This is a genomic window from Tsukamurella sp. DT100 (genome assembly GCF_049844855.1).
Lineage (GTDB): Bacteria > Actinomycetota > Actinomycetes > Mycobacteriales > Mycobacteriaceae > Tsukamurella.
Map to the genome: position 1 here is coordinate 128,753 of NZ_JBNCLV010000009.1, position 20,079 is coordinate 148,831.

The following is a 20,079-nucleotide window of genomic DNA, read 5'->3' on the forward strand; positions in this document are numbered from 1 at the left end:
AGGAAGCCAGCCATGACATCGACCGTCCCCACCGACGACATCGAGTTCGCGACCCGCGACCGGATCTCCGCCCTGCAGCTCGAGCGCATGCAGTGGTCGGTCACGCACGCCTACGAGAACGTGCCGCACTACCGCCGCGCGTTCGACGAGGCCGGCGTGCACCCGTCCGACCTCAAGGAGCTCGCCGACCTCGCCAAGTTCCCCTTCACGACGAAGGCGGACCTGCGCGAGAACTACCCGTTCGGCATGTTCGCCGTGCCGCGCGAACGCGTCTCCCGGATCCACGCGTCCTCCGGCACCACCGGCCGGCCGACCGTGGTGGGCTACACCGCCGACGACATCGGCATGTGGGCCGACGTGGTCGCCCGGTCGCTGCGCGCCGCCGGGGTCCGCGCGGGCGACCGTGTGCATGTCGCCTACGGCTACGGCCTGTTCACAGGCGGCCTCGGCGCGCACTACGGCGCGGAGCGCCTGGGCGCCACCGTGATCCCCATGTCCGGAGGGCAGACGGAGAAGCAGATCCAGCTGATCCAGGACTTCGAGCCCGACGCCATCATGGTGACCCCGAGTTACATGCTCACCATCGTGGACACCATGCGCGCCATGGGGATCGATCCACGGGCGACCTCCCTGCGGACGGGCGTCTTCGGCGCCGAGCCGTGGACCGACCGGATGCGCACCGAGCTCGAGCAGGAGGTCGGTATCGACGCCGTCGACATCTACGGCCTGTCCGAGGTGATCGGCCCCGGCGTCGCGATGGAGTGCGTCGAGACCAAGGACGGCCTGCACATCTGGGAGGACCACTTCTACCCCGAGGTCATCGATCCGATGACCGGAGAGGTGCTTCCGGACGGCGAGCACGGCGAGCTGGTGTTCACCTCGCTGACCAAGCAGGCCACGCCGATCATCCGGTACCGCACGCGTGACCTCACCCGGCTGCTCGCCGGGACCGCCCGCACGATGCGGCGGATGGAGAAGGTCACGGGCCGCACCGACGACATGATGATCCTGCGCGGCGTCAACGTCTTCCCCACGCAGATCGAGGAACTGATCCTCGGGATCGACGCCCTGGCACCGCAGTTCCAGTGCGTCCTCGACCGTCCCGGTCGTATGGATCGGCTGACGGTGAAGGTCGAACATCGGCACGACCGGCCCCACGACGAGCACGCCGGCGGCACGCTCGGCAAGCTCATCAAGGACAAGATCGGCATCACGGTCGACGTGGACGTCCTCGCGCCCGGCGGGATCGAGCGGACCGTCGGGAAGGCCCGCCGGCTGGTCGACAACCGACCGAAGGACTGAGGCCCGGCCCTGCGTCAAGCCCCCGCGGCGCGCCCGCCGAGGTGCTGCGCGAGGAACCGCTCCGTCGCCCGGAACATGTCGATCGTGTTCTCCGGGTTGACGAAGCCGTGTCCCTCGTCGGCCTTGATCATGTACTCCACGTCGACGCCGCGTGCCCGGAGCGCCTCGACCAGGTTGTCGGACTCGGCCTGCACCACGCGGGGATCGTTCGCGCCCTGGACGACGAGGAGCGGGGTACGGATCTCGTCGACCTTCGTGATCGGCGAGCGGGCGAGCATGTCGGCCAACCGATCCGGATCCGACGGGTCGCCCACGTACCGGAACCAGTTGTTGGCCAGGTACGGCCGCGCGATCTCGGGCAGCGTCGCCATGAAGTTCGGCAGACTCGAGATCCCGACGTAGTCGATGGCGGCGGCGAAGACGTCGGGGGTGAACGTGACGCCGACCAGCGTCGCGTAGCCGCCGTAGGAGCCGCCGAAGATCGCGAGCCGCTCAGGGTCCGCGATGCCCTCCGCGACGGCCCAGTCGACGGCGTCGATGAGGTCGTCGTGCATCGCGCCGGCGAGTTCGCCTATGCCCGCCTGCATGTGCGCCTTCCCGTAGCCCGTGGAGCCGCGGAAGTTGACCTGCAGCACCGCGTAGCCGCGGTTCGCCAGGAGTTGCACATCGCCGTGGTAGCCCCAGGTGTCGCGGAACCACGGGCCGCCGTGCACGAGCAGCACGAGGGGCAGTCCGACGGGGTCGACGCCCTGCGGCAGCGTGAGGTACGAGGGCAGCGCGCGCCCGTCGCGCGCCGTGATGGTGACCGGCTCCATCGGCGCGAGCGCGGCCGGGTCGAGGTGCGGGAACGGACGGAAGAGCAGCCGCGACTCCCCCGTGCGGTGGTCGTAGAGGTAGGTCGCGCCGGGGTCGCGGTCGTGCACGAACGAGACCGCCCAGCGGTTCCCGTCGAGATCGGAGGTCAGGGCGCCGATGTCGCCGTCCGACAGGGCGCGCAGGGCGTCGAGCACCTCCCCGAAGCGCGGGTCCAGCGCCCGGATCTCCTGGCGCTCACCGAGGTAGCGCACGCCGAGCAGCGCGCCGGTCCTCGGGTCGACGATGAGCGGCTGCGGCATCGTGGGTGCGACGAGGCCGGTGGTGTCCAGATTCAGCGTCGGGTGCGACGCGACCTCCGTCTCCTCACCCGTCGCGCCGTCCAGGTGGACGACGCGGGTGCGGTCGGTGCCGCGGTTCGATCCGAGCCACAGGCCACCGTCGGGCGAGGGCACGATGGGGAAGACGCCGAGCGGGTAGTCGATACCGTCGAACTCCGCGATCGGGCGCAGCTCGCGCGCCTCGGTGTCCCAGCGGCAGATCGCGATCGCGCCCTCCGGGTCCTGGGTGGAGGCGAACAGGGTGCCGTCGGCGCCGTAGACCCACCCGGCGACGTTGCCCGGGTTGCGCTCGATCTCGGTGAGCGCGCCGGTGGCGATGTCGAGCTCGAAGACGTCGAACTCGTCGACCTTGCGGGCGTTGGTCGAGATGATCGCGATCCCCGGGCGGGCGATCGGCAGATCCATGAGGAAGGTCGTGGAGCCGTCGAACGGGGTCAGGTCCACGGCGGGCTCGTCCGGGTCGTCGAGGTCGGCGCGCATCAGGTGCCACCGCTCGTCGCCGCCGTCGTCCTGCAGGTAGATCAGCCAGCGCGGGTCGGTGGTCCAGGAGAACATCTGCACGCTGCGGGTCGCGTCCGCGGTCACGCGCCGGGCGGGCGCGTCGCCGTCGAGATCCTCGACCCAGACGTTCAAGCGGTCGTTCGACGGTGCGAGGAAGGCGATCCGGGTGCCGTCGGGCGAGATCTTCGCTGCGGCGCGGACGGGCGACGAGAAGAACTCCTCGACGGTGATGAGGGTCGGCAGCGGCATGGTGGTACTCCTTTCGGCGGGTGACTCCAGGAGAAACCATGCCGTCGGGGCACGGTCAAGCGCCGCCTCCGCGCGGCCGCGCGATCAGGCGAAGACGCGGGCGAGGAAGGGGGTCGAGTCCTTCATGGATTCGAGGACGGCGCCGCTGTGGCCGGCGTTCGGGTACTGGTGCAGCTCGACGGTCGTGCCGCTCTTCTTCAGAGCGGCGGCGAGGGCGATCGAGGACTGGACGGGCACGTCGGTGTCCTTGAGGCCGACGCCGAGGAACACCGGCCGGTCGTAGCCCGACGTGGGGGTTCCCATGTACCGGTCGAGGGCGGCGCTCGCGCCGGGCACGGTGCTGACCTTGGCGGTGAGGAAGTCCGTCGGCTTCTGCCCGGCGAGGGACGTGCTGAGCTGCGCGTAGCACTGCACCTCGGCCTTCGCGGCGGCCGCCTTGCCGCGCGGGGTGAGCACCGAGTCGAAGTCCACGCCGGGGTTCGCCTCGCGGATCCCCGCCAGGATGTAGGCGGTGTAGGACGTGGCCGCGGAGCTCAGTCCGCCGGGCAGCCCGCTCGCGGGCCCGACGTTCTTCACGACCTCCTCGATCTTGAACGGGGTGCCCGTGGCCACGACGCCGCGGTAGTCGAGGCCGCTCCCGGCGCTGAACTCCGTCGCCCATCGGGCGCTGTTGACGGCGGCGCCGCCACCCTGCGACTGGCCGACGATCGCCCACTTCTTCGACAGCTGCAGCGACGGGTCCTGGTGCGCCGCGACGACGGAGTCGACCACGTTGTGCGCGGTCGAGACGCTGTTGAGGTAGCTCATGAGACCCGGCGTCCCCAGCCCGGCGTAGTCGGAGGCGACGACGGCGTACCGCTGCGACAACCAGTGCCCGAGGTACTCGCGGTCGCGGGCGGACCGGGGACTCGCCGACGGGGCGCAGGTGTCACCGAGGCCGACGGTGCCGTGCGCCCACGCGATGACCGGCCAGCCGCCCGCGGGCGCGGGCCCCTTCGGCACGAAGATCGCACCGGTGCTGGTCGCGGGCTTGCCGTGCTGATCGGTCGTCGAGTAGAGCACCCGCTTGGCCGTCCCCGCGCCGGGGATCGAGAGCGCGGGATCGAGGTCCACGGACCGGATCTGCTGGCCGCCCTTCGCGGGGATCGGCCCGGCGTAGTTCGCGACGTCGAGGCCCGACCAGTTCGGCGCGGCGCCGGCCGGGGCAAGGAACAGCCCGGATCCGACGAGTGCGGTGATGCCGGCGAGCGCGAACCGAGTGATTCTCATGGCTTCGGACTCTAGCGCCACCGGGGGCGCGGTACCCGGCGAGTCGGTCGATCCGCTCGCGGACATCGCGCGGCGCGGAAGACGGCTCAGCTCAGCGTGTACCGCTGGCGCGGCCGGCCCGTCGCGCCGTACTGCAGGGCCATCGTCAGTGTGCCCTCCCGGACCAGTTCCGCGAGGTACCGGCGGGCGGTCGCCGGCGAGACGCCGACCTCGGCGGCGATGTCATCGGCGAGCATCGGGCCGTCGGCGGCGCGCAGCGCTTCGACGATCCGTCTTTCGGTGACCGAACCGCCCTCGTCGCGGCGCGGGGCGGGCCGTTCGCTGCGCAGTACGGAGGCGGCGGCATCGACCTGCTCCTGGGTGACCTCCGCCGTGCCGAGGATCCGGCGGTACGCCGTGTAGGCGCCGAGCCGGCGCGCGAGCTCCGTGGTCGCGAAGGGCTTGATGAGGTACTGCAGCGCGCCCGCAGCAAGGCCCGCCCGGACGCTGGCGGCATCGTCCGCGGCGCCGAGGATGAAGGCGTCGCAGCGCATCTCACGCACCAGGTCGATGCCGGAGCCGTCCGGCAGATAGACGTCGACCAGGGCGAGGTCGACCCGGTCCCGCTCGAGAATGGCCCGCGCCTCCGACAGCGTGCGCGCGGAGCCCGCCGTCGTCAGGCCGACCATGGCGTCCACGATCTTCGCGTGCATCGCGGCCACCCGGAAGTCGTCGTCGACGACGAGGATCCGCAGCTCGTCAGGCATCGTCGCGCACCCCTTCCGGCAGCGTTGCCATCACCGTGGTGGGCTCGCCGTCGCCGCCCCGGGCCACCACTGTCACGTCTCCCCCGTGCCCGCGGGCGACCTGTCGGGCGATGACCAGTCCCAGCCCGCGGCCGCCGGGCACCGTCGGGTCGGTGCGGGTGCTGACGCCCTCGACGAACGGGTCGTCGACGGCGAAGCCGGGGCCGCTGTCGACGACGATGACGGCGAGGTCGTCGCCGTCGCGGAGCACGTCGAGTTCCACCTCCCGTGGTTCGGGGCCGTCGCCCGCGGCGTCGATGGCGTTGTCGAGGAGATTGCCGACGAGGGTGGTGGTGTCGACGGGGTGCGCGAGCACGCCGACGAGCGCGGTGTCGGCGCCGACGCGCAGGACGACGCCCCGCTCGCGGGCCCGCGCCGCCTTGGCGGAGACGAAGGCCCGCAGGTGCGGCTCGTCGAGTCGATCGAGGCCGGAGACCGGGAGGACGCCCGCGCGGCCGGCGATCTCGTCCAGGTAGGCCAGGGCCTCGTCGGTGCGTCCGTCGCGGAGCAGCCCGGCGACGACGTGCACCCGGTTCGCCGACTCGTGGCGCTGCGCCCGCAGGGCCGCGCTCATCGCCTGCACCGAATCGAGCTCGCGGGTGAGCGCCTCGACGTCGGTGCGGTCGACGGCGGTGAGGACGGTGCCCAGGTCGGTGTCGCCGCGGTGGACCCGGCGCGAGGCGACGAGGACGACCCGCTCGTTCACGGCGGCGGCGACGGGCACCTCGGTGGGCGTCGCGACGACGCCCGCGACCCGGTCGGTGAGCCCGAGGCCGGCGAGCGGGGTGCCCGCCGCGGCGGTGACGCCGAGCAGCTCGCGGGCGCGATCGTTGATGACCCGGGCGACGCCCTGCGCGTCGATGGCGATCACGCCCTCCGAACCCGAGTACAGGACGGCGTTCTGCTCGCGGATGAGCTCCGCCATCTCCTCCGGCTCGAGGCCCAGGGTGAGGCGGCGCCACCGTCGGGCGAGCAGGCCGGACCCGAGGATCCCGACGACGAGCGCGAGCGCGGCCAGGCCCGCGAGCAGGAGCAGCGTGCGGCGGGCCGCCTCAGCCACCGTCTCGGTGGAGATGCCGACGCTGACCAGCCCCACGACGGTCCCATCGTTCCCGAGGACCGGGGCCTTCGCGCGGACGGAGTCGCCGAGGGTGCCCCGCTGCTGGGTCACCTCGATCTCGCCGCCCAGGGCGGTGGACGGGTCCGTGCTCAACGGCGCCCCGAGCTGGGCGGGGTCCGGGTGGGCGATGCGGTAGCCCGCGTCGTCGGCGATGACCACGAAGAGCACGCCCGTGCGCTCGGTGATCGCGACCGCCTGGCGTTGGAGCGGCGCGGCGGCGAGTTCCTCCTGCGTGGCGGGGTGGCCTGCGCGGCGCGCCGCCGACTGGGTGGCGGCGCCGGCGCGGACGTCGGTATCGGAGGCGACCGTCTCGGCGATCGCCTCGGCCCGGTGTCCGTACTCGGTGCGGGTGTCGGCGTCCACGCGGTGCAGGACGATGCCGAAGCCGGCGGCGAGGCTGACGATGATGATCACCACCTGGAGCAGGAGGATCTGCGTGCGCAGCCGGATCCTGGGCATCGGCTCAGCCTAGCCATCCGAGCCGCGCTCAGAAGGGGATCTGGCCGAGGAGGACACCGACCACGAGCATGACGATCGAGACGACGAACGCGCGCCAGAGCACCTTCTTGTGGTGATCGGCCAGTCCGACGCCCGCGAGGGCGACGAGCAGCAGGATGGCGGGCACCAGCGGACTCTGCATGTGGAAGGGCTGCCCGGTGATCGACGCGCGGGCCATCTCGGCGGCACTGATCCCGTAGTGGCTCGCCGTCTCGGATAGCACGGGCAGGATGCCGAAGTAGAAGGCGTCGTTGGACATCAGGAAGGTGAACGGGATCGACAGGATGCCGGTGATGACGGCCAGGTGCGGGCCCATCGACGACGGGATGATGCCGGTCACCCACGCCGCGACGGAATCCACCATGCCGGTGCCCTTGAAGACGCCGGTGAGAACGGCTGCGGCGAACACCATTCCGACGACCGAGACGATCGACTTCGGGTGCCGGGTGATGGCCTCCTGCTGGTCGGCGACCTGGGGGAAGTTGACGGCCAGCGCGATCGCGGCGGCGATCATGAAGAGCACGGGGATCGGCAGCAGGTCGAGCGTGAGCACCGACAGCAGGGCGACGGTGAGACCGGCGTTGAACCACATCAGCTTCGGGTTGCCGTGCGCGCCGGTGACGGCCGTGAGGGCGCTGTCGCCGGTGCCGCCGGTGGGCGGGACGGGCGCGTCGGTGCCGCCGTCGCCCCCGACGGTGCCGCCGGTGGCGCCCGCGCCGGCGAGGACGCGCTCGCGGATCACGATGCTGCCGAGCCGCTTGCGCTCCATGAGCCCGAGGTGCCAGGCGAAGGCGAGGACGACGACCATGCCCGCGATCAGTGACGGGATCATCGGGACGAAGACCTCGGACGGCGAGATCTTCAGCGCGGCAGCGGCCCGGGCGGTGGGGCCGCCCCACGGGAGGATGTTCATGGTGCCGTTGGCGAGGCCCGCGACCACGGTGAGCACGACGGGGCTGACGCCGAGCTTGAGGTAGAGCGGCAGCAGCGCGGAGGTGGTGACGATGAACGTGGTGGAGCCGTCACCGTCGAGCGAGACGACTCCCGCCAGGACGGCGGTGCCGAGCACGAGTTTGGCGGGGTCCTCGCCGACGACGCGGACCACGGCCCGCACGACGGGGTCGAAGAGGCCGACGTCGATCATCACGCCGAAGAAGATGATGGCGAAGAAGAGCATCGCGGCGGTGGGCGCGAGGTCCTTGATGCCATCGGTGATCATCTTGCCGATGCCCGTGCCGGCACCGGCCAGCAGGCCGAAGATCACCGGGACGGCGATCAGCGCGACGATGGGCGTCGCGCGGCGGGTCATGATGACGACCATGAACGCCGCGACCATGGTCAGTCCCAGGACTGTCAGCATGGGGTTTCTCCTCGTGGATGAGTGATCGGGGTAACACGAGGAGCATTGAGGTGACGACGTTCACAGCGCGCGCTTGTGCGTGTTAGTCGCCCTTTTGCGCGTTTCGCGCGGCGCGGCCCTACGCTGATTCGATGCACTTCACCGAGTTCCACACGCGCCTCGCGGTGTACGGCCTCGTCGTGAACGAGGCCGACGAGATCCTCCTGACCTGGTTCAACGGCAGCACGGGCGCACCGCCCTGCTGGACCATGCCCGGCGGCGGCGTGGAGTTCGACGAGACCCTGCACGACGCGCTGGTCCGCGAGTTCGAGGAGGAGACGGGTTACCGAGTGACCCCGGGCCGGTTCCTGGCGGAGAACCACATCACGGTGCCCGCCACCGCGACCCGCGCGCCGGTGCGCTCCCAGCGGTTCCTCGTCGAGGTCGCCATCGACTCCGGCGCGCTCGGCACCGTCGAGGTCGGCGGCACCACGGATTTCGCGGAATGGGTCCCGCTCGAACGGGCCCGGGAGCTGCAGCCCCGCGCGGAGATCGTCGACGTGACGCTGCGATTGATCCGGCTCAGCCGGCGGTGAACGCCGAGCCAGTCCGCGCTCCCACCCATGACCGCTGGTTCAGCTTCATCCGGCAAGGATCTCACCCCAGGAACTGCCGCGCGTCGGTTATAAGCGGTACCCGAATGGCAATAAAGATGCCCCATCGCCTCACACCGCTATGACCAGAATCGCAATTTTCGAGGACGGGTAACGCGCGCGCTTTCCAGCGATCCGCTTCAGCGGGGCCTCCCGAGCCGGTTGATATCTAGCCGACATTGTTCGCCAATTCTCGATATCCCGCCAATGCCCCGGGGCCGCCGCCCTATCCGCAGATCGCCCCCCTGGGCAAGTCACCAATCTCAATTTAGATCCGAAATCTTCGGCACGGCACGCTCCACGGAACAATAGTGTTCGAACACTGATTTGTGCAATTCCTCTACTGCCACGCTGTACCGACTAACAAAATCGGCATCCGCATCGGAAAACGGAAGCTCCAACCCGTTTCTGATCGCACCTCCTCCGACCACAGTGCCGATTATCTGGACTATCGCATCCAACTTCTCACTCACCTTGTCGGCGGAATCAAATGCAGGCTGCACCGTCGTTCGCACATCCTTACGCATGGCCGTTCGCGCAACCATCCACCCACGCTCGTATGCGTGACGCCATTCTCCGTTATATTTGGAGATTTCATTCTGACGGTCTCCCCACTCCTGAGGCGACACGTTCATAAATTCGGAGCGCACCACCGGCTTCGAGAGTGACGGAGCAGTCCTCTGCTCAACAAATCCAATCTGTGCGTCGTAGCCAATACTCCGAATCGCCAATCTCGAGAATGGCATCTTGAAGAGACCGATACTGACAAGCGCATCACTTGCCAGACTGATCGATCGCGAATTCCTGTCACGTCGACTTGACCGAAGTCCGATCCAGAGTGCCACCCCGGCAGCGAACAGAGTCGCGCACGGAGCAGCGACAGCAGCAAACGCCCGAGCCGTCTCCCATTTCTCAACCATGCAGCGATCCTGCCACGGGACATGCCTTACCGCATTCGAGACGCAACTCGCCTACTTCTGAACCTTGCCGGTTGCGAACCAATCAACAAGAGTGACCGCAAGCGCAATCGCCGACTCGGCTTCTTCTTGAGTGACTTCAGACACTCCGACCGCCGAGGGGCCGCCATGGCGATCGTGTTGGCCGGCCCATAACAGTCGCATCATGGACACGAGTACGTCATGCGATGGGGCACGGGTATCCTCCCTTAGATGCGGTAGAGTCCACGAGCCGCTGGCGATGGACCCGATCGCCTTCCCCAGATGCCCCGTCTGGTCGTTCGGAGAAACGACTGGCATTACGGCGTCCTCAACAGCCATCACGGCTAATCGGTAACCGTGCGAGGGATTCGAATCAAGGCCGTATACCGCTTCCCACGCCAGTGCCAGCCTCCGTCCGGCATTTCCGAGTTTCGACGCGGCTTCGGCTGCCTGCGCGACACCCTCTGGAATCCGGCGAACCAAGCCTAGTCGCCCGCTACGGTCTCCAACCTTCCAAGCGATTCCGCACTCCTTCAGCATACTTTCGAGGTTCCGCGGAGAATCTGACATCGGCCACGGCGTCATACGCGAAAGTAGGTAGTCGACCAAGCGCCAGGTCATAAGCGTATTGCCGTCAAAGACTCTTGACACAGCGGCAACACCCAAGTCGACACTGAGGTCATACGCAGGGATTACGACATGCAGCGCGCGCTCGCAAGAACGCGCCAGACCGACATTGAAGGTCGACATGAGGTTTTTTTCCGTGAACTCCGAGTTGATCCACGGCCACAGTGAGGACTCCAGCCACTCGGGAATATCTTCACGGAGCGCGGTGAAACGCGCTGTTTCCTGCTCATCCATCCCAAACGGCAGCCAGTCATCCTTATTGCCCACGCACAGATCGTCTCACGCGACACCGACACGTCGCCCCTCGCGACGCGCATCACGAGAGCGGCTTGCGAGCCGACGTCATCGGCCGGCAAGCCGCCTACCACTGGTTTCACTGCGCCCCCGGCAGGAATCGAACCTGCGACATTCGGATTAGAAGGCCGATGCTCTATCCAACTGAGCTACGGAGGCAGTGGTGCAGTGGTCATCCTATCGGCACCCTCGCGCGGCACCGAGTTGTGCATACAAGCGCAGTGCAACTAGTTGCATAGTTGTGTTCGCCGCGGTAGCGTCGCGGGCGTGGCCCTCGAACACGCACTGCTCGTCTCCCTGAGCGAGCGCTCGGGCACCGGGTATCAGCTCACCCGGCGCTTCGACCGCTCGATCGGGCACTGGTGGCGGGCCTCGCACCAGCAGATCTACAAGACGCTGGCGCGGATGACGGACAACGGCCTCGTCACGTACGTCGAACAGGCGCAGGACGGCAAGCCCGACAAGAAGGTCTACTCGATCACCGACACCGGCCGGAAGACGCTCTCGGAGTGGATCCGCACGCCCGGTAAGGACGCCACGGACCGGCGCGAGCTGGCCACCAAGATCCGCGGGGCGGCACCGTCCGACCTGGCCGACCTGATGGCCGAGGTCCGGCGCGTGCGCGACCTGCACGCCGAGCGGGCAGAGCTCTTCCGCAGCCTCGAGGCCCGCGACTACCCCGAGCCCACCACGCTCACCGGCACGGACCTGCAGCAGCACCTCGTGCTGCGCGGGGGCGTGTACTCCGAACAGGGCACCGTCGACTGGCTCGACGAAGTGCTCGCCGCCCTCACCCCCTGAACCAGCCCTCCCCATCAGCCCGGATCGATCAGCCGAATGAAGGATCAGCCCATGTCAGCGAAATACCCCCACCTCTTCGAGCCCCTCGACCTCGGCCACACGACGCTGAAGAACCGCGTCGTGATGGGCTCCATGCACACCGGCCTCGAGGACATGCCGTGGGACATCGGCAAGCTCGCGGCCTACTTCGCCGCGCGCGCCAAGGGCGGCGTCGGCCTCATCATCACCGGCGGCTACTCCCCCAACATCACCGGCTGGCTGCTGCCGGCCGGCGCGAAGATGTCGTCGCCGATCGATTCCCTCCTGCACAAGCGGGTGACCGACGCGGTGCACAAGGAGGGCGGCAAGATCGCGATGCAGCTGCTGCACGCGGGCCGCTACTCCTACAACCCGCTCAGCGCCTCCGCCAGCGCGATCAAGGCGCCGATCAACCCGTTCAAGCCCCGCGCGATGTCGGGCTTCGAGGTGCGCAAGACCATCCGCGACTTCGGCAACGCGGCTCGCACCGCGCAGAAGGCCGGCTACGACGGCGTCGAGGTGATGGGTGGCGAGGGCTACCTGATCAACCAGTTCCTCGCGGCACACACCAACAAGCGCACCGACGAGTGGGGCGGCTCCGCCGAGAACCGGCAGCGGTTCCCCGTCGAGATCGTGCGGGAGATCCGCAAGCGGTGCGGCAAGGACTTCATCGTCGTCTTCCGGCTGTCGATGGCGGACTTCGTCCCCGACGGCCAGACCCGCGACGAGATCCTCTCCCTGGCGCACAAGCTCGAGGACGCCGGCGTCGACATCCTCAACACCGACATCGGCTGGCACGAGGCGCGCGTCCCGACGATCGTGACCTCGGTCCCCCGCGCGGCCTTCGCGGCGTTCACCGCCGACGTGACCCGCGCCGTGAACATCCCCGTGTGCGCGGCGAACCGGATCAACATGCCCGCCACCGCCGAGGAGCTCCTTGAGCGCGGCGACGCCCAGCTCGTCCAGATCGCCCGGCCGCTACTCGCCGACCCCGAGTGGGCGAACAAGGCGCGCGACGAGCGCGCCGACGAGATCAACACCTGCATCGGCTGCAACCAGGCCTGCCTGGACCACGCCTTCGTGCACAAGAAGGTCTCGTGCCTGGTGAACCCGCGCGCCGGCCGCGAGACCGACCTCGTGCTCGCGCCGACCCGCGCCGCCAAGCGCGTCGCCGTCGTCGGTGCCGGGCCCGCCGGGCTCTCCGCCGCCGTCAGCGCCGCCGAGTGCGGACACAAGGTAGACCTCTTCGAGGCCGGCGATCACGTGGGCGGCCAGTTCGGCTACGCCGCGAAGATCCCCGGCAAGGAGGAGTTCAACGAGACCATCCGGTACTTCACCACGATGCTGGACCGGAACCAGGTGACCGTGCACCTGAACACCGAGGCGACCGTCGACGACCTGGCCGGCAAGTTCGACGAGGTCATCATCGCGACCGGCGTCGTGCCGCGCGTCCCGTCGTTCCCCGGCGTCGACCACCCGAAGGTCATCACCTACGCCGAGGCGATCAGCGGCGCCAAGGAGATCGGCGACACCGTCGCGATCATGGGCGCCGGCGGCATCGGCTTCGACGTGGCCGAATTCGTCACCACCGACAAGTCCCCCACCCTGCACCTCGACGAGTGGAACGCCGAGTGGGGCGTCACCCGCCAGGGCGACGTGCCCGGCTTCATCACCAAGCCGGCCCCCGCACCGTCGACCCGGTCCAAGGTGTACATGCTGCAGCGCAAGAGCACCCCGCAGGGCATCGGCCTCGGCAAGACCACGGGCTGGGTGCATCGCGCGACGGTGAAGATGAAGGGCGTCGAGCAGCTTCGCGGCGTGAACTACGAGAAGGTCGACGACGCGGGCCTGCACATCACCTTCGGCGAGGAGCGCAAGGACGCGCGGGTGCTCGACGTGGAGACCGTGATCCTGTGCACCGGCCAGGAATCGGTGCGCGACCTCGACGCGGCGCTCGCGGACCGCGGCGTCAAGGCGCACGTGATCGGCGGCGCCGCGCTGGCCGCCGAGCTCGATGCGAAGCGGGCGATCCGTCAGGGCACCGAGCTCGCGGCCTCGCTCTAGCCCCGAAGAGCGTTGCCGCTGAACCGGGTGGGGCGGATCGCGATCTTGACGCGATCCGCCGCATCCGGCGGCACGACCGAGCCCTGGCCGTACCGCTCCGCGAGGCGCGTGTACAGAGACCCCGTCGGGTCGGGCTCGATCCGGTCGAGCTCGCCCCGGATCTCCAAGTAGGCGTACGGATTCCCCTCGGGCAGGATCGAGATCGCCACCCGCGGCTCATGCTGGAGGTTCCGGAACTTCTGCCGGAAGTCGGTGTGCGTGAACCAGATCAGCTCGTCCTCGAAGAGGAACCACATCGGGTTGACCTGCGGACCGCCGTCGGGGCGGACCGTCGCCAGGTCGACGACGAGGGCCTGATCGAGGAGAGCGCGCGCGGCTTCGGGGATGTCAGTGGTCATACCGCCGACTCTGCCGCATCCTTCTCGTCGGCGCGGTCCGACGGGGCCTTTCCCTCAGCCTGACCCCCTGCCCGCAGGCGGCCGATCACTGCGTCGACGCTGATCGGCCCGGCGCCGGTGAACGCGAAGAGCAGGAGCACCCAGCAGTAGAGGACCGAGAGCTCGCCGTCGTTGGCGAGCGGCGAGAGCCCGTCGCCGGCGTGGAAGGCGAAGTAGGCGTATGCCATGGAGCCGGAGGCGATGATCGCGGCCGGCCGGGTCAGGGCGCCGGCGGCGATGAGGAGGCCGCCCACGAGCTGGATCGCGGCACCCCACCAGCTCGGCCAGGCGAAGACGTCCGGGCTCGACCGGCGACCGTCGAGGAAGCCCCAGAAGGTCGCGGCACCGTGGAGCGCGAACAGCACGCCCGTCACGATCCGGAGAGCGGACAGGTAGTACGGGGCCCAGCGGTTCATGTCTTCCACCTTCAGCTCGTGACAATGGCGAGGCTAACCTAATAGCAGCGCAGCGCGGGCGCCACTTGAAACGCATCGCCGCAGGTCCAGCGTGCGCGAAATCGCCCGACGGCCCTCCGCGACCAGAGCGGTCACAGTGCGATCTTCGCGATGTCGACCCGTGCGTGCCCTCCCGTACGATCTGACCCATGCCAGTACCCGCACCCCATCAGTCCGCCCGCGCCGTCGTCACCGGCGGCTCCTCCGGCATCGGTGTCGCCCTCGCCACGGAGCTCGCCCGCCGCGGCCACTCGGTCATCCTCGTCGCCCGCAGCACCGGCCCCATGGAGGAGCTGGCCGCGAAGCTGCGCGCCGAGTTCGGCGTCGAGGCCGAGGTCCGCGGCGTCGACCTCTCCGATCATGCCGCGCGCGCCGTGCTCTGCGAGGAGCTCGCCTCGCGCGAGATCTCCATCCTGTGCAACAACGCCGGCACCGCGACCTTCGGCCGCGTCATCGACCTGGACTTCGACTACGAGCGCGCGCAGCTCGAGCTCAACGCCAACGCCGTCCACGACCTGACCCTGGCGGTGCTGCCGCAGATGGTGAAGCGCGGCAACGGCGGCATCATGATCACCGGCTCGGCGGCCGGTAACATGCCGATCCCGAACAACGCCACCTACGCGGCCTCGAAGGCCTTCGCCAACACCTTCTCCGAGTCGCTGCGCGGCGAGCTCAAGAAGACCGGCGTGCACGTCACCCTGCTCGCGCCCGGCCCCGTGCGCACCGAGCTCCCCGACCCCGAGGACCGCTCCACGGTCGAGAAGGTCGTGCCCGAGTTCCTCTGGGTCAACACGGAGTACACCGCCCGCGTGACCCTGGACGCGCTGGAGAAGAACAAGATGCGCGTCGTGCCGGGCCTGCTCTCGAAGGGCATGTCCATGGCGGGCCACTACACCCCGCGCGCCATCATGGCGCCCGTCGTCGGCGAGATGTACAAGAAGCTCGCGGGCAACTGATGCACCCCGCTGGGCCGACACTCCGGGAACGCCCGTTCCCGCCGATCCAGCACCAGTGGATCGCCGGGCCGGGCGACGCGTCGCGCGTCGCTTGGGCCGTCGCTCGGGCGATGATGTGGAACAAGCCGATGTGGGGGCTCTACGCGTTCATCGCCGCCGTGACGGTGTGGGACTTCACCCGCATGGGCTGGCTGGGAGTGTTCAGCGTCGTCCTCTTCTCCCTCGTTCTGGGCCTGCTCTTCCTCGTCTACTTCGGGTACTACCTGTCGGCGACGAGAGCGCTGCTGTCTCCGGGCGCAGTGTGGGCAACGGGCTTCGGCCCGGCAGAACTCTCACTGATCAGCCCGATCTCGACGAGCGTGATCGACTACGCGGCGATCACCGGAGCGCGCCGCGTGGGTCCGGTCGTTGTGATCCGGTATCGCGGCGGCGTTCTCTACGACGGGATCCCGTCCCAGCTGGTCCCCGACCGCGAATTCGAGATGCTCCGTCGGGCGGCGAAGGCGACGTAGCTCCTCCGGTATGAAGAAAGTCCGGTCATCGGATCCCACGATCGTGGGGACCGATGACCGGACTTTCGTCCGTCGTGCTCGCTCAGCGGCGACGCTTGGTGCCGAAGATGCTGCGGGACAGCTCGCGACCAGCGCTGGAGGCCGCGGACCGGAGGAAGGACTTCACGGCGGGGTTGCTCATCACGTCGGAGACCCAGCCGGACTCTTCCTCCTCCTTCTTGGGCGCGGGCGGGGGCGGCGGCGCCTGCTCGGCGGGCGCGTTCTCCTGCTGCGCCTGCTGCGCGTTCTGCGACAGCTTCTCGAAGGCCGAGAGGTTGTCGACGGTCTGCGCGTACTTGCCCCACAGCGGCGATGCCTGCGCGGCCGAGCGGATCGCATCGTCGCCGATCGCGGACATCAGCGAGCGCGGGGCCCGCAGACGGGTCCACGCCACCGGCGTCGGGGCGCCCTTGTCGGAGAGCACGGTGACGATCGCCTCGCCGATGCCGAGGCTGGTCAGGGCCTCGTCGAGCTTGTAGGCGGGTGAGGTCGGGTAGGTCTTGACCGTCTTGCTCAGCGCGGCCTGATCCTCCGGCGTGAACGCGCGCAGCGCGTGCTGGATGCGCGCGCCCAGCTGGCTGAGCACCGGGTTCGGGATGTCGGTGGGCAGCTGCGAGCAGAAGAAGACGCCCACGCCCTTCGAGCGGATCAGCTTGACGGTCTGCTCGACCTGGTCCTTGAAGGCCTTGCTGGCGTCGGCGAACAGCAGGTGCGCCTCGTCGAAGATGAAGACGAGCTTCGGCTTGTCCAGGTCGCCCGCCTCAGGCAGGTACTGGAACAGGTCGGCGAGGACCCACATGAGGAAGGTGGAGAACAGCGTGGGCCGCGCGGCCTGGTCGCCCAGCTCGAACAGGGTGACCACGCCCTGGCCGCCCGCGGTGCGCAGCAGGTCGCCCATGTCGATCTCGGGCTCGCCGAAGAAGGTGTCGCCGCCCTCGGCCTCGAGGTTGACCAGGGCGCGCAGGATCACGCCGGCGGTCTGCTTGCTGACGCCGCCGATGCCCTCGAGATCGGCCTTGCCCTCGGCGGAGGTGAGGTACTGGATCACCGAGCGCAGGTCCTTCAGGTCCAGCAGCTCGAGCTGATTCTGGTCGGCCCAGTGGAAGATCAGGCCGAGCGTCGACTCCTGCGTCGCATTGAGGCCGAGCACCTTCGACAGCAGGATCGGGCCGAACGAGGAGATGGTGGCACGGATCGGGACGCCGACGCCGTTGGTGCCGAGGGAGACGAACTCCGTGGGCACATTGGCGGGCTTCCAGTCGTCGCCGGTGTCGGTGGCGCGCGACGCGGTCTTGTCGTTGGCCTCGCCGGGCTTGGACAGGCCCGCGAGGTCGCCCTTGATATCGGCGAGCACGACGGGCACGCCGTTGGCGGACAGCTGCTCGACGATGAGCTGCAGCGTCTTCGTCTTGCCGGTGCCGGTGGCGCCGGCGACGAGGCCGTGGCGGTTCATCATGGCCAGCGGGATCCGCACCTTGGCCGACGGGTCGACGGTGCCGTCCACGAGGACGGTCCCGAGCTCCAGGGCGGGCCCCGAGAATTCGTAGCCGGCGGCGATGGTCTGCGCCGGGGAGTTCGCGTTGTCAGTCACGGTGCAAACCCTAGCGTGAGACCTGGGTCAATAGAGGTTCTGGCGGTAGTCGAGGTCGACTCCGGCCCGCATGACCCTTTCGTTCGCCACGGCCCGCAGCACTCGCGCGCCGACGCCGCCGGTCGTGTTGCGTTTGACGTGGTCGGTCCAGACGGCGGACGGGCGCGGCAGTTCCGCGGTGTCCGCATGCCGACCGAGGTCCCACAGCGCCGCGGCGGCGATCCCCTCGCTCCGGGCGAGGCGCGCGCGGGAGACCTCGACGACGATCACCGCCTTCGGCGCCTTCCCGCGCTCGGCGAGTTGCTCGCGCAGTGCGGGATCGGTGCTGATGGTGGCCGTCCCGGTCAGCTCCACCGCCCGGCCGTCGCCGGGGACCAGAGCCAGCAGCGCCACATCGGGATTGCTGACGATGTTGTGCAGGGTGTCGGTGCGCTTGTTGCCCGGGCGGTCGGCGATCGCGACGGTGGTGGGACCGAGCACGCGCAGGTCGCCCGCGGGGTCGCCGCGGGGGCTGCTGTCGGCGCGACCGTCCTCGTCGCGGGAGCTGATCACCGCGAACGGGGCGGCGGCGAGGAACGCGGCCGCGTCGGGTCCGATGGTGGCGGCGTCGGCCTCCGCGGTGGCCGCGCTGGGCGGCGCCGGCTGCCAGAGCCCGGAGCGGATCACCGCCTTCCCGCAGTGCAGGTAGGCCTCGAGGACCGCGAAGCCGCCGTCGCCGACGGTGCCGTTCACGCGAAGCGTCTCGCGCCAGCCGGGAACGAGAATCAGCAGCGAGGCCCCGCCCGGCGCGGCGTCGTCCGGGAGTGCGATCTCCAGGCCTGTGGGCGAGGCCACCGACAGGAAGCCCGGCGCACCGCCGAGGAGCCTCGTGCGCTGCACACCGTCGTGGTCGACGTAGCCGAGGACGGCCGCCGTGGAGACCGCGAGGATCGTACGGCAGTGCTCGTCGAGGTGGTCGATCGTCTTGAGCATCATCGCCGCGACGGGCTTCCCGACGGCCTTCTCGAGCTCCGGCACCGATCCGACTGGATTCATGAGGCCAGGCTACCCTCGCTGTTCGCTTCGGCTCGGCGCCTGACGGCGTTGGCTACGCTGATCGGCGTGGACGACAAACTCGTATGGGTCGATTGTGAGATGACCGGCCTCGACCTGACCTCCGACCGACTCATCGAGATCGCCGCCCTGGTGACCGACGGCGACCTGAACGTGCTCGGCGAAGGCGTGGACCTGGTGATCCATGCGGACGACGCCGCGCTCGCCGCCATGCCGCCGGTGGTACAGGAGATGCACGCGCGCTCGGGCCTGACGGAGGAGGTCCGGGCGTCGACGGTGACCGTGCGCGAAGCCGAGGAGGCCGTGCTCGCCTACCTCCGCGAGCACATCGAGGCGGGCGCCGTGCCGCTCGCGGGCAATTCGATCGCCACCGACCGTCGGTTCATCGCCAAGGAGATGCCGGAGCTGGACGGCTTCCTGCACTACCGGATGGTGGACGTCAGCTCGATCAAGGAGCTGTCCCGCCGCTGGTACCCGCGGATCTACTTCGGCCAGCCCGACAAGGGACTGGCGCACCGCGCGCTCGCGGACATCCGCGAGTCGATCCGGGAGCTCAAGTACTACCGGAGCACCGCCTTCGTGCCGGCTCCCGGGCCGTCGACCGAGCAGATCGCAGCGGCCGTCGAGGAGCTCGGCCCGGCCTGAATCCGCTGGTCACCGCGCTCGACGGGGTGGAGGCCATACCGATTGGATTCCGCCGGAACCGTCGGGTAAAGTTCTTCGAGCCTGGCGATCCCAGGCACCTGGTGGGTGTAGTTCAGTTGGTAGAGCACCAGATTGTGATTCTGGCTGTCGCGGGTTCGAGTCCCGTCATCCACCCCAATCGGTGAAGGCCGGTTGATCAGCAGAGATGCTGGTCGGCCGGCCTTCGTCGTTCGTCAGGCCGGCCGCGAGAGCAGCCCGCCGACCCACCAGTCCTGCGGCTCGCCGCGGAGCATCGCCCGCTGCCGCAACGTTCCCTCGACGACGAACCCGATCGACTCCGCGACCGACCGGGACCCATCGTTGCCCACCACCGCCCACCAATCGATGCGATGAATGCCGAGCGTGTCGAAACCCCACTGGCACAGCCGATGTGACGCTTCCGCGGTGTAGCCGCGGCGACGCTGCCCGGGTGCCGCCCAGTACCCCAGCTCGACGAACCCGGCCCCCTTGCGGGTGAGCTGCGCCATGCCGGCGAGAGCGTCGCCCACATGCACGGCGAAGGCGTACGACTCGTCCGCCTCCCATTCCCTAACCGCCGTCGCCACGAACTCGCGCGCATCAGCCTCCGTGTACGGCGACGGGACGGGCACGTACCGCTGGATCCACGGATCCGTGCACGCCGCCGCGATCGCCGGTACATCGGCGACCACGTGGCAACGCAGTGCGAGGCGATCGGTGAGCAGCTCAACGAGGTCCATCCCCGCAGTCTGCGGCGCGCG

The 20,079-nt window shown here is 69.2% G+C and carries 19 protein-coding genes and 2 tRNA genes; 8 read left to right on the plus strand and 13 right to left on the minus strand.

Translation table 11 applies throughout. The features are described 5' to 3' along the window. The first annotated feature begins 12 nt into the window (after nucleotides 1–12). Nucleotides 13–1,302 (plus strand): phenylacetate--CoA ligase PaaK, encoded by a 1,290-nt coding sequence (gene paaK, locus ACLQ3K_RS20635; RefSeq protein ID WP_224645438.1) that lies wholly within the window; start codon nucleotides 13–15, stop codon nucleotides 1,300–1,302. 14 nt (nucleotides 1,303–1,316) lie between these two features. On the opposite strand, the gene ACLQ3K_RS20640 is transcribed toward paaK, so the two are convergent. The 5 genes from ACLQ3K_RS20640 to ACLQ3K_RS20660 all read right to left on the minus strand — a co-directional run bounded on the left by ACLQ3K_RS20640 (nucleotide 1,317) and on the right by ACLQ3K_RS20660 (nucleotide 8,238). Further along, the gene (locus ACLQ3K_RS20640) at nucleotides 1,317–3,206 is read right to left on the minus strand and encodes an alpha/beta fold hydrolase (protein WP_426001350.1); all 1,890 of its coding nucleotides are present in this window, start codon (nucleotides 3,204–3,206) and stop codon (nucleotides 1,317–1,319) included. 84 nt (nucleotides 3,207–3,290) lie between these two features. Further along, nucleotides 3,291–4,475, minus strand: a complete 1,185-nt coding sequence (locus tag ACLQ3K_RS20645; protein ID WP_426001351.1) for a prolyl oligopeptidase family serine peptidase — start codon at nucleotides 4,473–4,475, stop codon at nucleotides 3,291–3,293. Nucleotides 4,476–4,561: 86 nt separating this feature from the next. Continuing rightward, the gene (locus ACLQ3K_RS20650; RefSeq protein WP_224645435.1) at nucleotides 4,562–5,221 is read right to left on the minus strand and encodes a response regulator; all 660 of its coding nucleotides are present in this window, start codon (nucleotides 5,219–5,221) and stop codon (nucleotides 4,562–4,564) included. Beyond that, a complete protein-coding gene (locus ACLQ3K_RS20655) occupies nucleotides 5,214–6,839 on the minus strand; it encodes an ATP-binding protein (RefSeq protein WP_426001353.1) in 1,626 nt (541 codons plus the stop codon). Before ACLQ3K_RS20655 ends, ACLQ3K_RS20650 begins: the two co-directional genes overlap by 8 nt. 28 nt (nucleotides 6,840–6,867) lie before the next feature. Next, a complete protein-coding gene (locus ACLQ3K_RS20660; protein WP_426001355.1) occupies nucleotides 6,868–8,238 on the minus strand; it encodes a CitMHS family transporter in 1,371 nt (456 codons plus the stop codon). Between the two features lie 131 nt (nucleotides 8,239–8,369). Between ACLQ3K_RS20660 and ACLQ3K_RS20665 the strand changes: the two genes are divergently transcribed. Beyond that, nucleotides 8,370–8,813, plus strand: a complete 444-nt coding sequence (locus tag ACLQ3K_RS20665; RefSeq protein ID WP_426001356.1) for an NUDIX hydrolase — start codon at nucleotides 8,370–8,372, stop codon at nucleotides 8,811–8,813. Nucleotides 8,814–9,133: 320 nt separating this feature from the next. Here the strand turns inward: ACLQ3K_RS20665 and ACLQ3K_RS20670 are convergent, their stop codons facing one another. From ACLQ3K_RS20670 to ACLQ3K_RS20680, 3 genes are all read right to left on the minus strand, one after another. Then, nucleotides 9,134–9,790, minus strand: a complete 657-nt coding sequence (locus ACLQ3K_RS20670; protein WP_426001357.1) for a hypothetical protein — start codon at nucleotides 9,788–9,790, stop codon at nucleotides 9,134–9,136. Nucleotides 9,791–9,841: 51 nt separating this feature from the next. Then, nucleotides 9,842–10,702 carry a hypothetical protein gene (locus ACLQ3K_RS20675; RefSeq protein WP_426001359.1) on the minus strand — a complete coding sequence of 287 codons (861 nt, stop codon included), beginning with the start codon at nucleotides 10,700–10,702 and terminating at the stop codon, nucleotides 9,842–9,844. A gap of 112 nt (nucleotides 10,703–10,814) precedes the next feature. Further along, nucleotides 10,815–10,888: transfer RNA gene (locus ACLQ3K_RS20680), tRNA-Arg, on the minus strand. A gap of 108 nt (nucleotides 10,889–10,996) precedes the next feature. Here ACLQ3K_RS20680 and ACLQ3K_RS20685 point away from each other — a divergent pair. Both ACLQ3K_RS20685 and ACLQ3K_RS20690 read left to right on the plus strand, forming a co-directional pair. Beyond that, nucleotides 10,997–11,530, plus strand: a complete 534-nt coding sequence (locus ACLQ3K_RS20685; RefSeq protein ID WP_426001361.1) for a PadR family transcriptional regulator — start codon at nucleotides 10,997–10,999, stop codon at nucleotides 11,528–11,530. 51 nt (nucleotides 11,531–11,581) lie between these two features. Next, nucleotides 11,582–13,612, plus strand: coding sequence for an NADPH-dependent 2,4-dienoyl-CoA reductase (locus ACLQ3K_RS20690; protein WP_224645410.1), 2,031 nt, complete (start codon nucleotides 11,582–11,584; stop codon nucleotides 13,610–13,612). Here ACLQ3K_RS20690 and ACLQ3K_RS20695 read toward each other — a convergent pair. After that, entirely contained in the window at nucleotides 13,609–14,010 is a 402-nt protein-coding gene (locus tag ACLQ3K_RS20695) for a PPOX class F420-dependent oxidoreductase (protein ID WP_336671637.1), read from the minus strand. The genes ACLQ3K_RS20690 and ACLQ3K_RS20695 overlap by 4 nt on opposite strands. Then, entirely contained in the window at nucleotides 14,007–14,465 is a 459-nt protein-coding gene (locus tag ACLQ3K_RS20700; RefSeq protein WP_336671636.1) for a DoxX family protein, read from the minus strand. The genes ACLQ3K_RS20695 and ACLQ3K_RS20700 overlap by 4 nt, the downstream gene beginning before the upstream one ends. A gap of 188 nt (nucleotides 14,466–14,653) precedes the next feature. On the opposite strand from ACLQ3K_RS20700, the gene cmrA reads away from it, so the two are divergent. After that, the gene (cmrA, locus tag ACLQ3K_RS20705; protein ID WP_336671635.1) at nucleotides 14,654–15,460 is read left to right on the plus strand and encodes a mycolate reductase; all 807 of its coding nucleotides are present in this window, start codon (nucleotides 14,654–14,656) and stop codon (nucleotides 15,458–15,460) included. Beyond that, nucleotides 15,460–15,972 carry a hypothetical protein gene (locus tag ACLQ3K_RS20710; protein ID WP_336671634.1) on the plus strand — a complete coding sequence of 171 codons (513 nt, stop codon included), beginning with the start codon at nucleotides 15,460–15,462 and terminating at the stop codon, nucleotides 15,970–15,972. Before cmrA ends, ACLQ3K_RS20710 begins: the two co-directional genes overlap by 1 nt. 82 nt (nucleotides 15,973–16,054) lie before the next feature. Here the strand turns inward: ACLQ3K_RS20710 and ACLQ3K_RS20715 are convergent, their stop codons facing one another. Both ACLQ3K_RS20715 and ACLQ3K_RS20720 read right to left on the minus strand, forming a co-directional pair. Then, entirely contained in the window at nucleotides 16,055–17,602 is a 1,548-nt protein-coding gene (locus tag ACLQ3K_RS20715) for a helicase HerA-like domain-containing protein (protein ID WP_224645407.1), read from the minus strand. A 27-nt stretch (nucleotides 17,603–17,629) separates the two neighbouring features. Continuing rightward, a complete protein-coding gene (locus tag ACLQ3K_RS20720; protein WP_426001365.1) occupies nucleotides 17,630–18,637 on the minus strand; it encodes a pyridoxamine 5'-phosphate oxidase family protein in 1,008 nt (335 codons plus the stop codon). A gap of 66 nt (nucleotides 18,638–18,703) precedes the next feature. Here ACLQ3K_RS20720 and orn point away from each other — a divergent pair, with 66 nt between their 5' ends. Together orn and ACLQ3K_RS20730 are read left to right on the plus strand one after the other, a co-directional pair. Next, complete coding sequence (orn, locus tag ACLQ3K_RS20725; RefSeq protein WP_224645405.1) at nucleotides 18,704–19,300, plus strand: oligoribonuclease; 597 nt, start codon at nucleotides 18,704–18,706, stop codon at nucleotides 19,298–19,300. A 101-nt stretch (nucleotides 19,301–19,401) separates the two neighbouring features. Further along, nucleotides 19,402–19,477 (plus strand) — tRNA-His (locus ACLQ3K_RS20730). Nucleotides 19,478–19,533: 56 nt separating this feature from the next. Here ACLQ3K_RS20730 and ACLQ3K_RS20735 read toward each other — a convergent pair. Further along, nucleotides 19,534–20,058: a GNAT family N-acetyltransferase gene (locus ACLQ3K_RS20735; RefSeq protein WP_426001367.1), complete on the minus strand. Its 525-nt coding sequence runs from the start codon at nucleotides 20,056–20,058 to the stop codon at nucleotides 19,534–19,536. Nucleotides 20,059–20,079 lie beyond the last annotated feature (21 nt).

Coding starts and splice junctions, on each gene's coding strand:
- paaK (WP_224645438.1), top strand. CDS start 13: ATGACATCGACCGTCCCCACCGACGACATCGAGTTCGCGACCCGCGAC.
- ACLQ3K_RS20640 (WP_426001350.1), bottom strand. CDS start 3,206: ATGCCGCTGCCGACCCTCATCACCGTCGAGGAGTTCTTCTCGTCGCCC.
- ACLQ3K_RS20645 (WP_426001351.1), bottom strand. CDS start 4,475: ATGAGAATCACTCGGTTCGCGCTCGCCGGCATCACCGCACTCGTCGGA.
- ACLQ3K_RS20650 (WP_224645435.1), bottom strand. CDS start 5,221: ATGCCTGACGAGCTGCGGATCCTCGTCGTCGACGACGACTTCCGGGTG.
- ACLQ3K_RS20655 (WP_426001353.1), bottom strand. CDS start 6,839: ATGCCCAGGATCCGGCTGCGCACGCAGATCCTCCTGCTCCAGGTGGTG.
- ACLQ3K_RS20660 (WP_426001355.1), bottom strand. CDS start 8,238: ATGCTGACAGTCCTGGGACTGACCATGGTCGCGGCGTTCATGGTCGTC.
- ACLQ3K_RS20665 (WP_426001356.1), top strand. CDS start 8,370: ATGCACTTCACCGAGTTCCACACGCGCCTCGCGGTGTACGGCCTCGTC.
- ACLQ3K_RS20670 (WP_426001357.1), bottom strand. CDS start 9,790: ATGGTTGAGAAATGGGAGACGGCTCGGGCGTTTGCTGCTGTCGCTGCT.
- ACLQ3K_RS20690 (WP_224645410.1), top strand. CDS start 11,582: ATGTCAGCGAAATACCCCCACCTCTTCGAGCCCCTCGACCTCGGCCAC.
- ACLQ3K_RS20695 (WP_336671637.1), bottom strand. CDS start 14,010: ATGACCACTGACATCCCCGAAGCCGCGCGCGCTCTCCTCGATCAGGCC.
- ACLQ3K_RS20700 (WP_336671636.1), bottom strand. CDS start 14,465: ATGAACCGCTGGGCCCCGTACTACCTGTCCGCTCTCCGGATCGTGACG.
- cmrA (WP_336671635.1), top strand. CDS start 14,654: ATGCCAGTACCCGCACCCCATCAGTCCGCCCGCGCCGTCGTCACCGGC.
- ACLQ3K_RS20710 (WP_336671634.1), top strand. CDS start 15,460: ATGCACCCCGCTGGGCCGACACTCCGGGAACGCCCGTTCCCGCCGATC.
- ACLQ3K_RS20720 (WP_426001365.1), bottom strand. CDS start 18,637: ATGAATCCAGTCGGATCGGTGCCGGAGCTCGAGAAGGCCGTCGGGAAG.
- ACLQ3K_RS20735 (WP_426001367.1), bottom strand. CDS start 20,058: ATGGACCTCGTTGAGCTGCTCACCGATCGCCTCGCACTGCGTTGCCAC.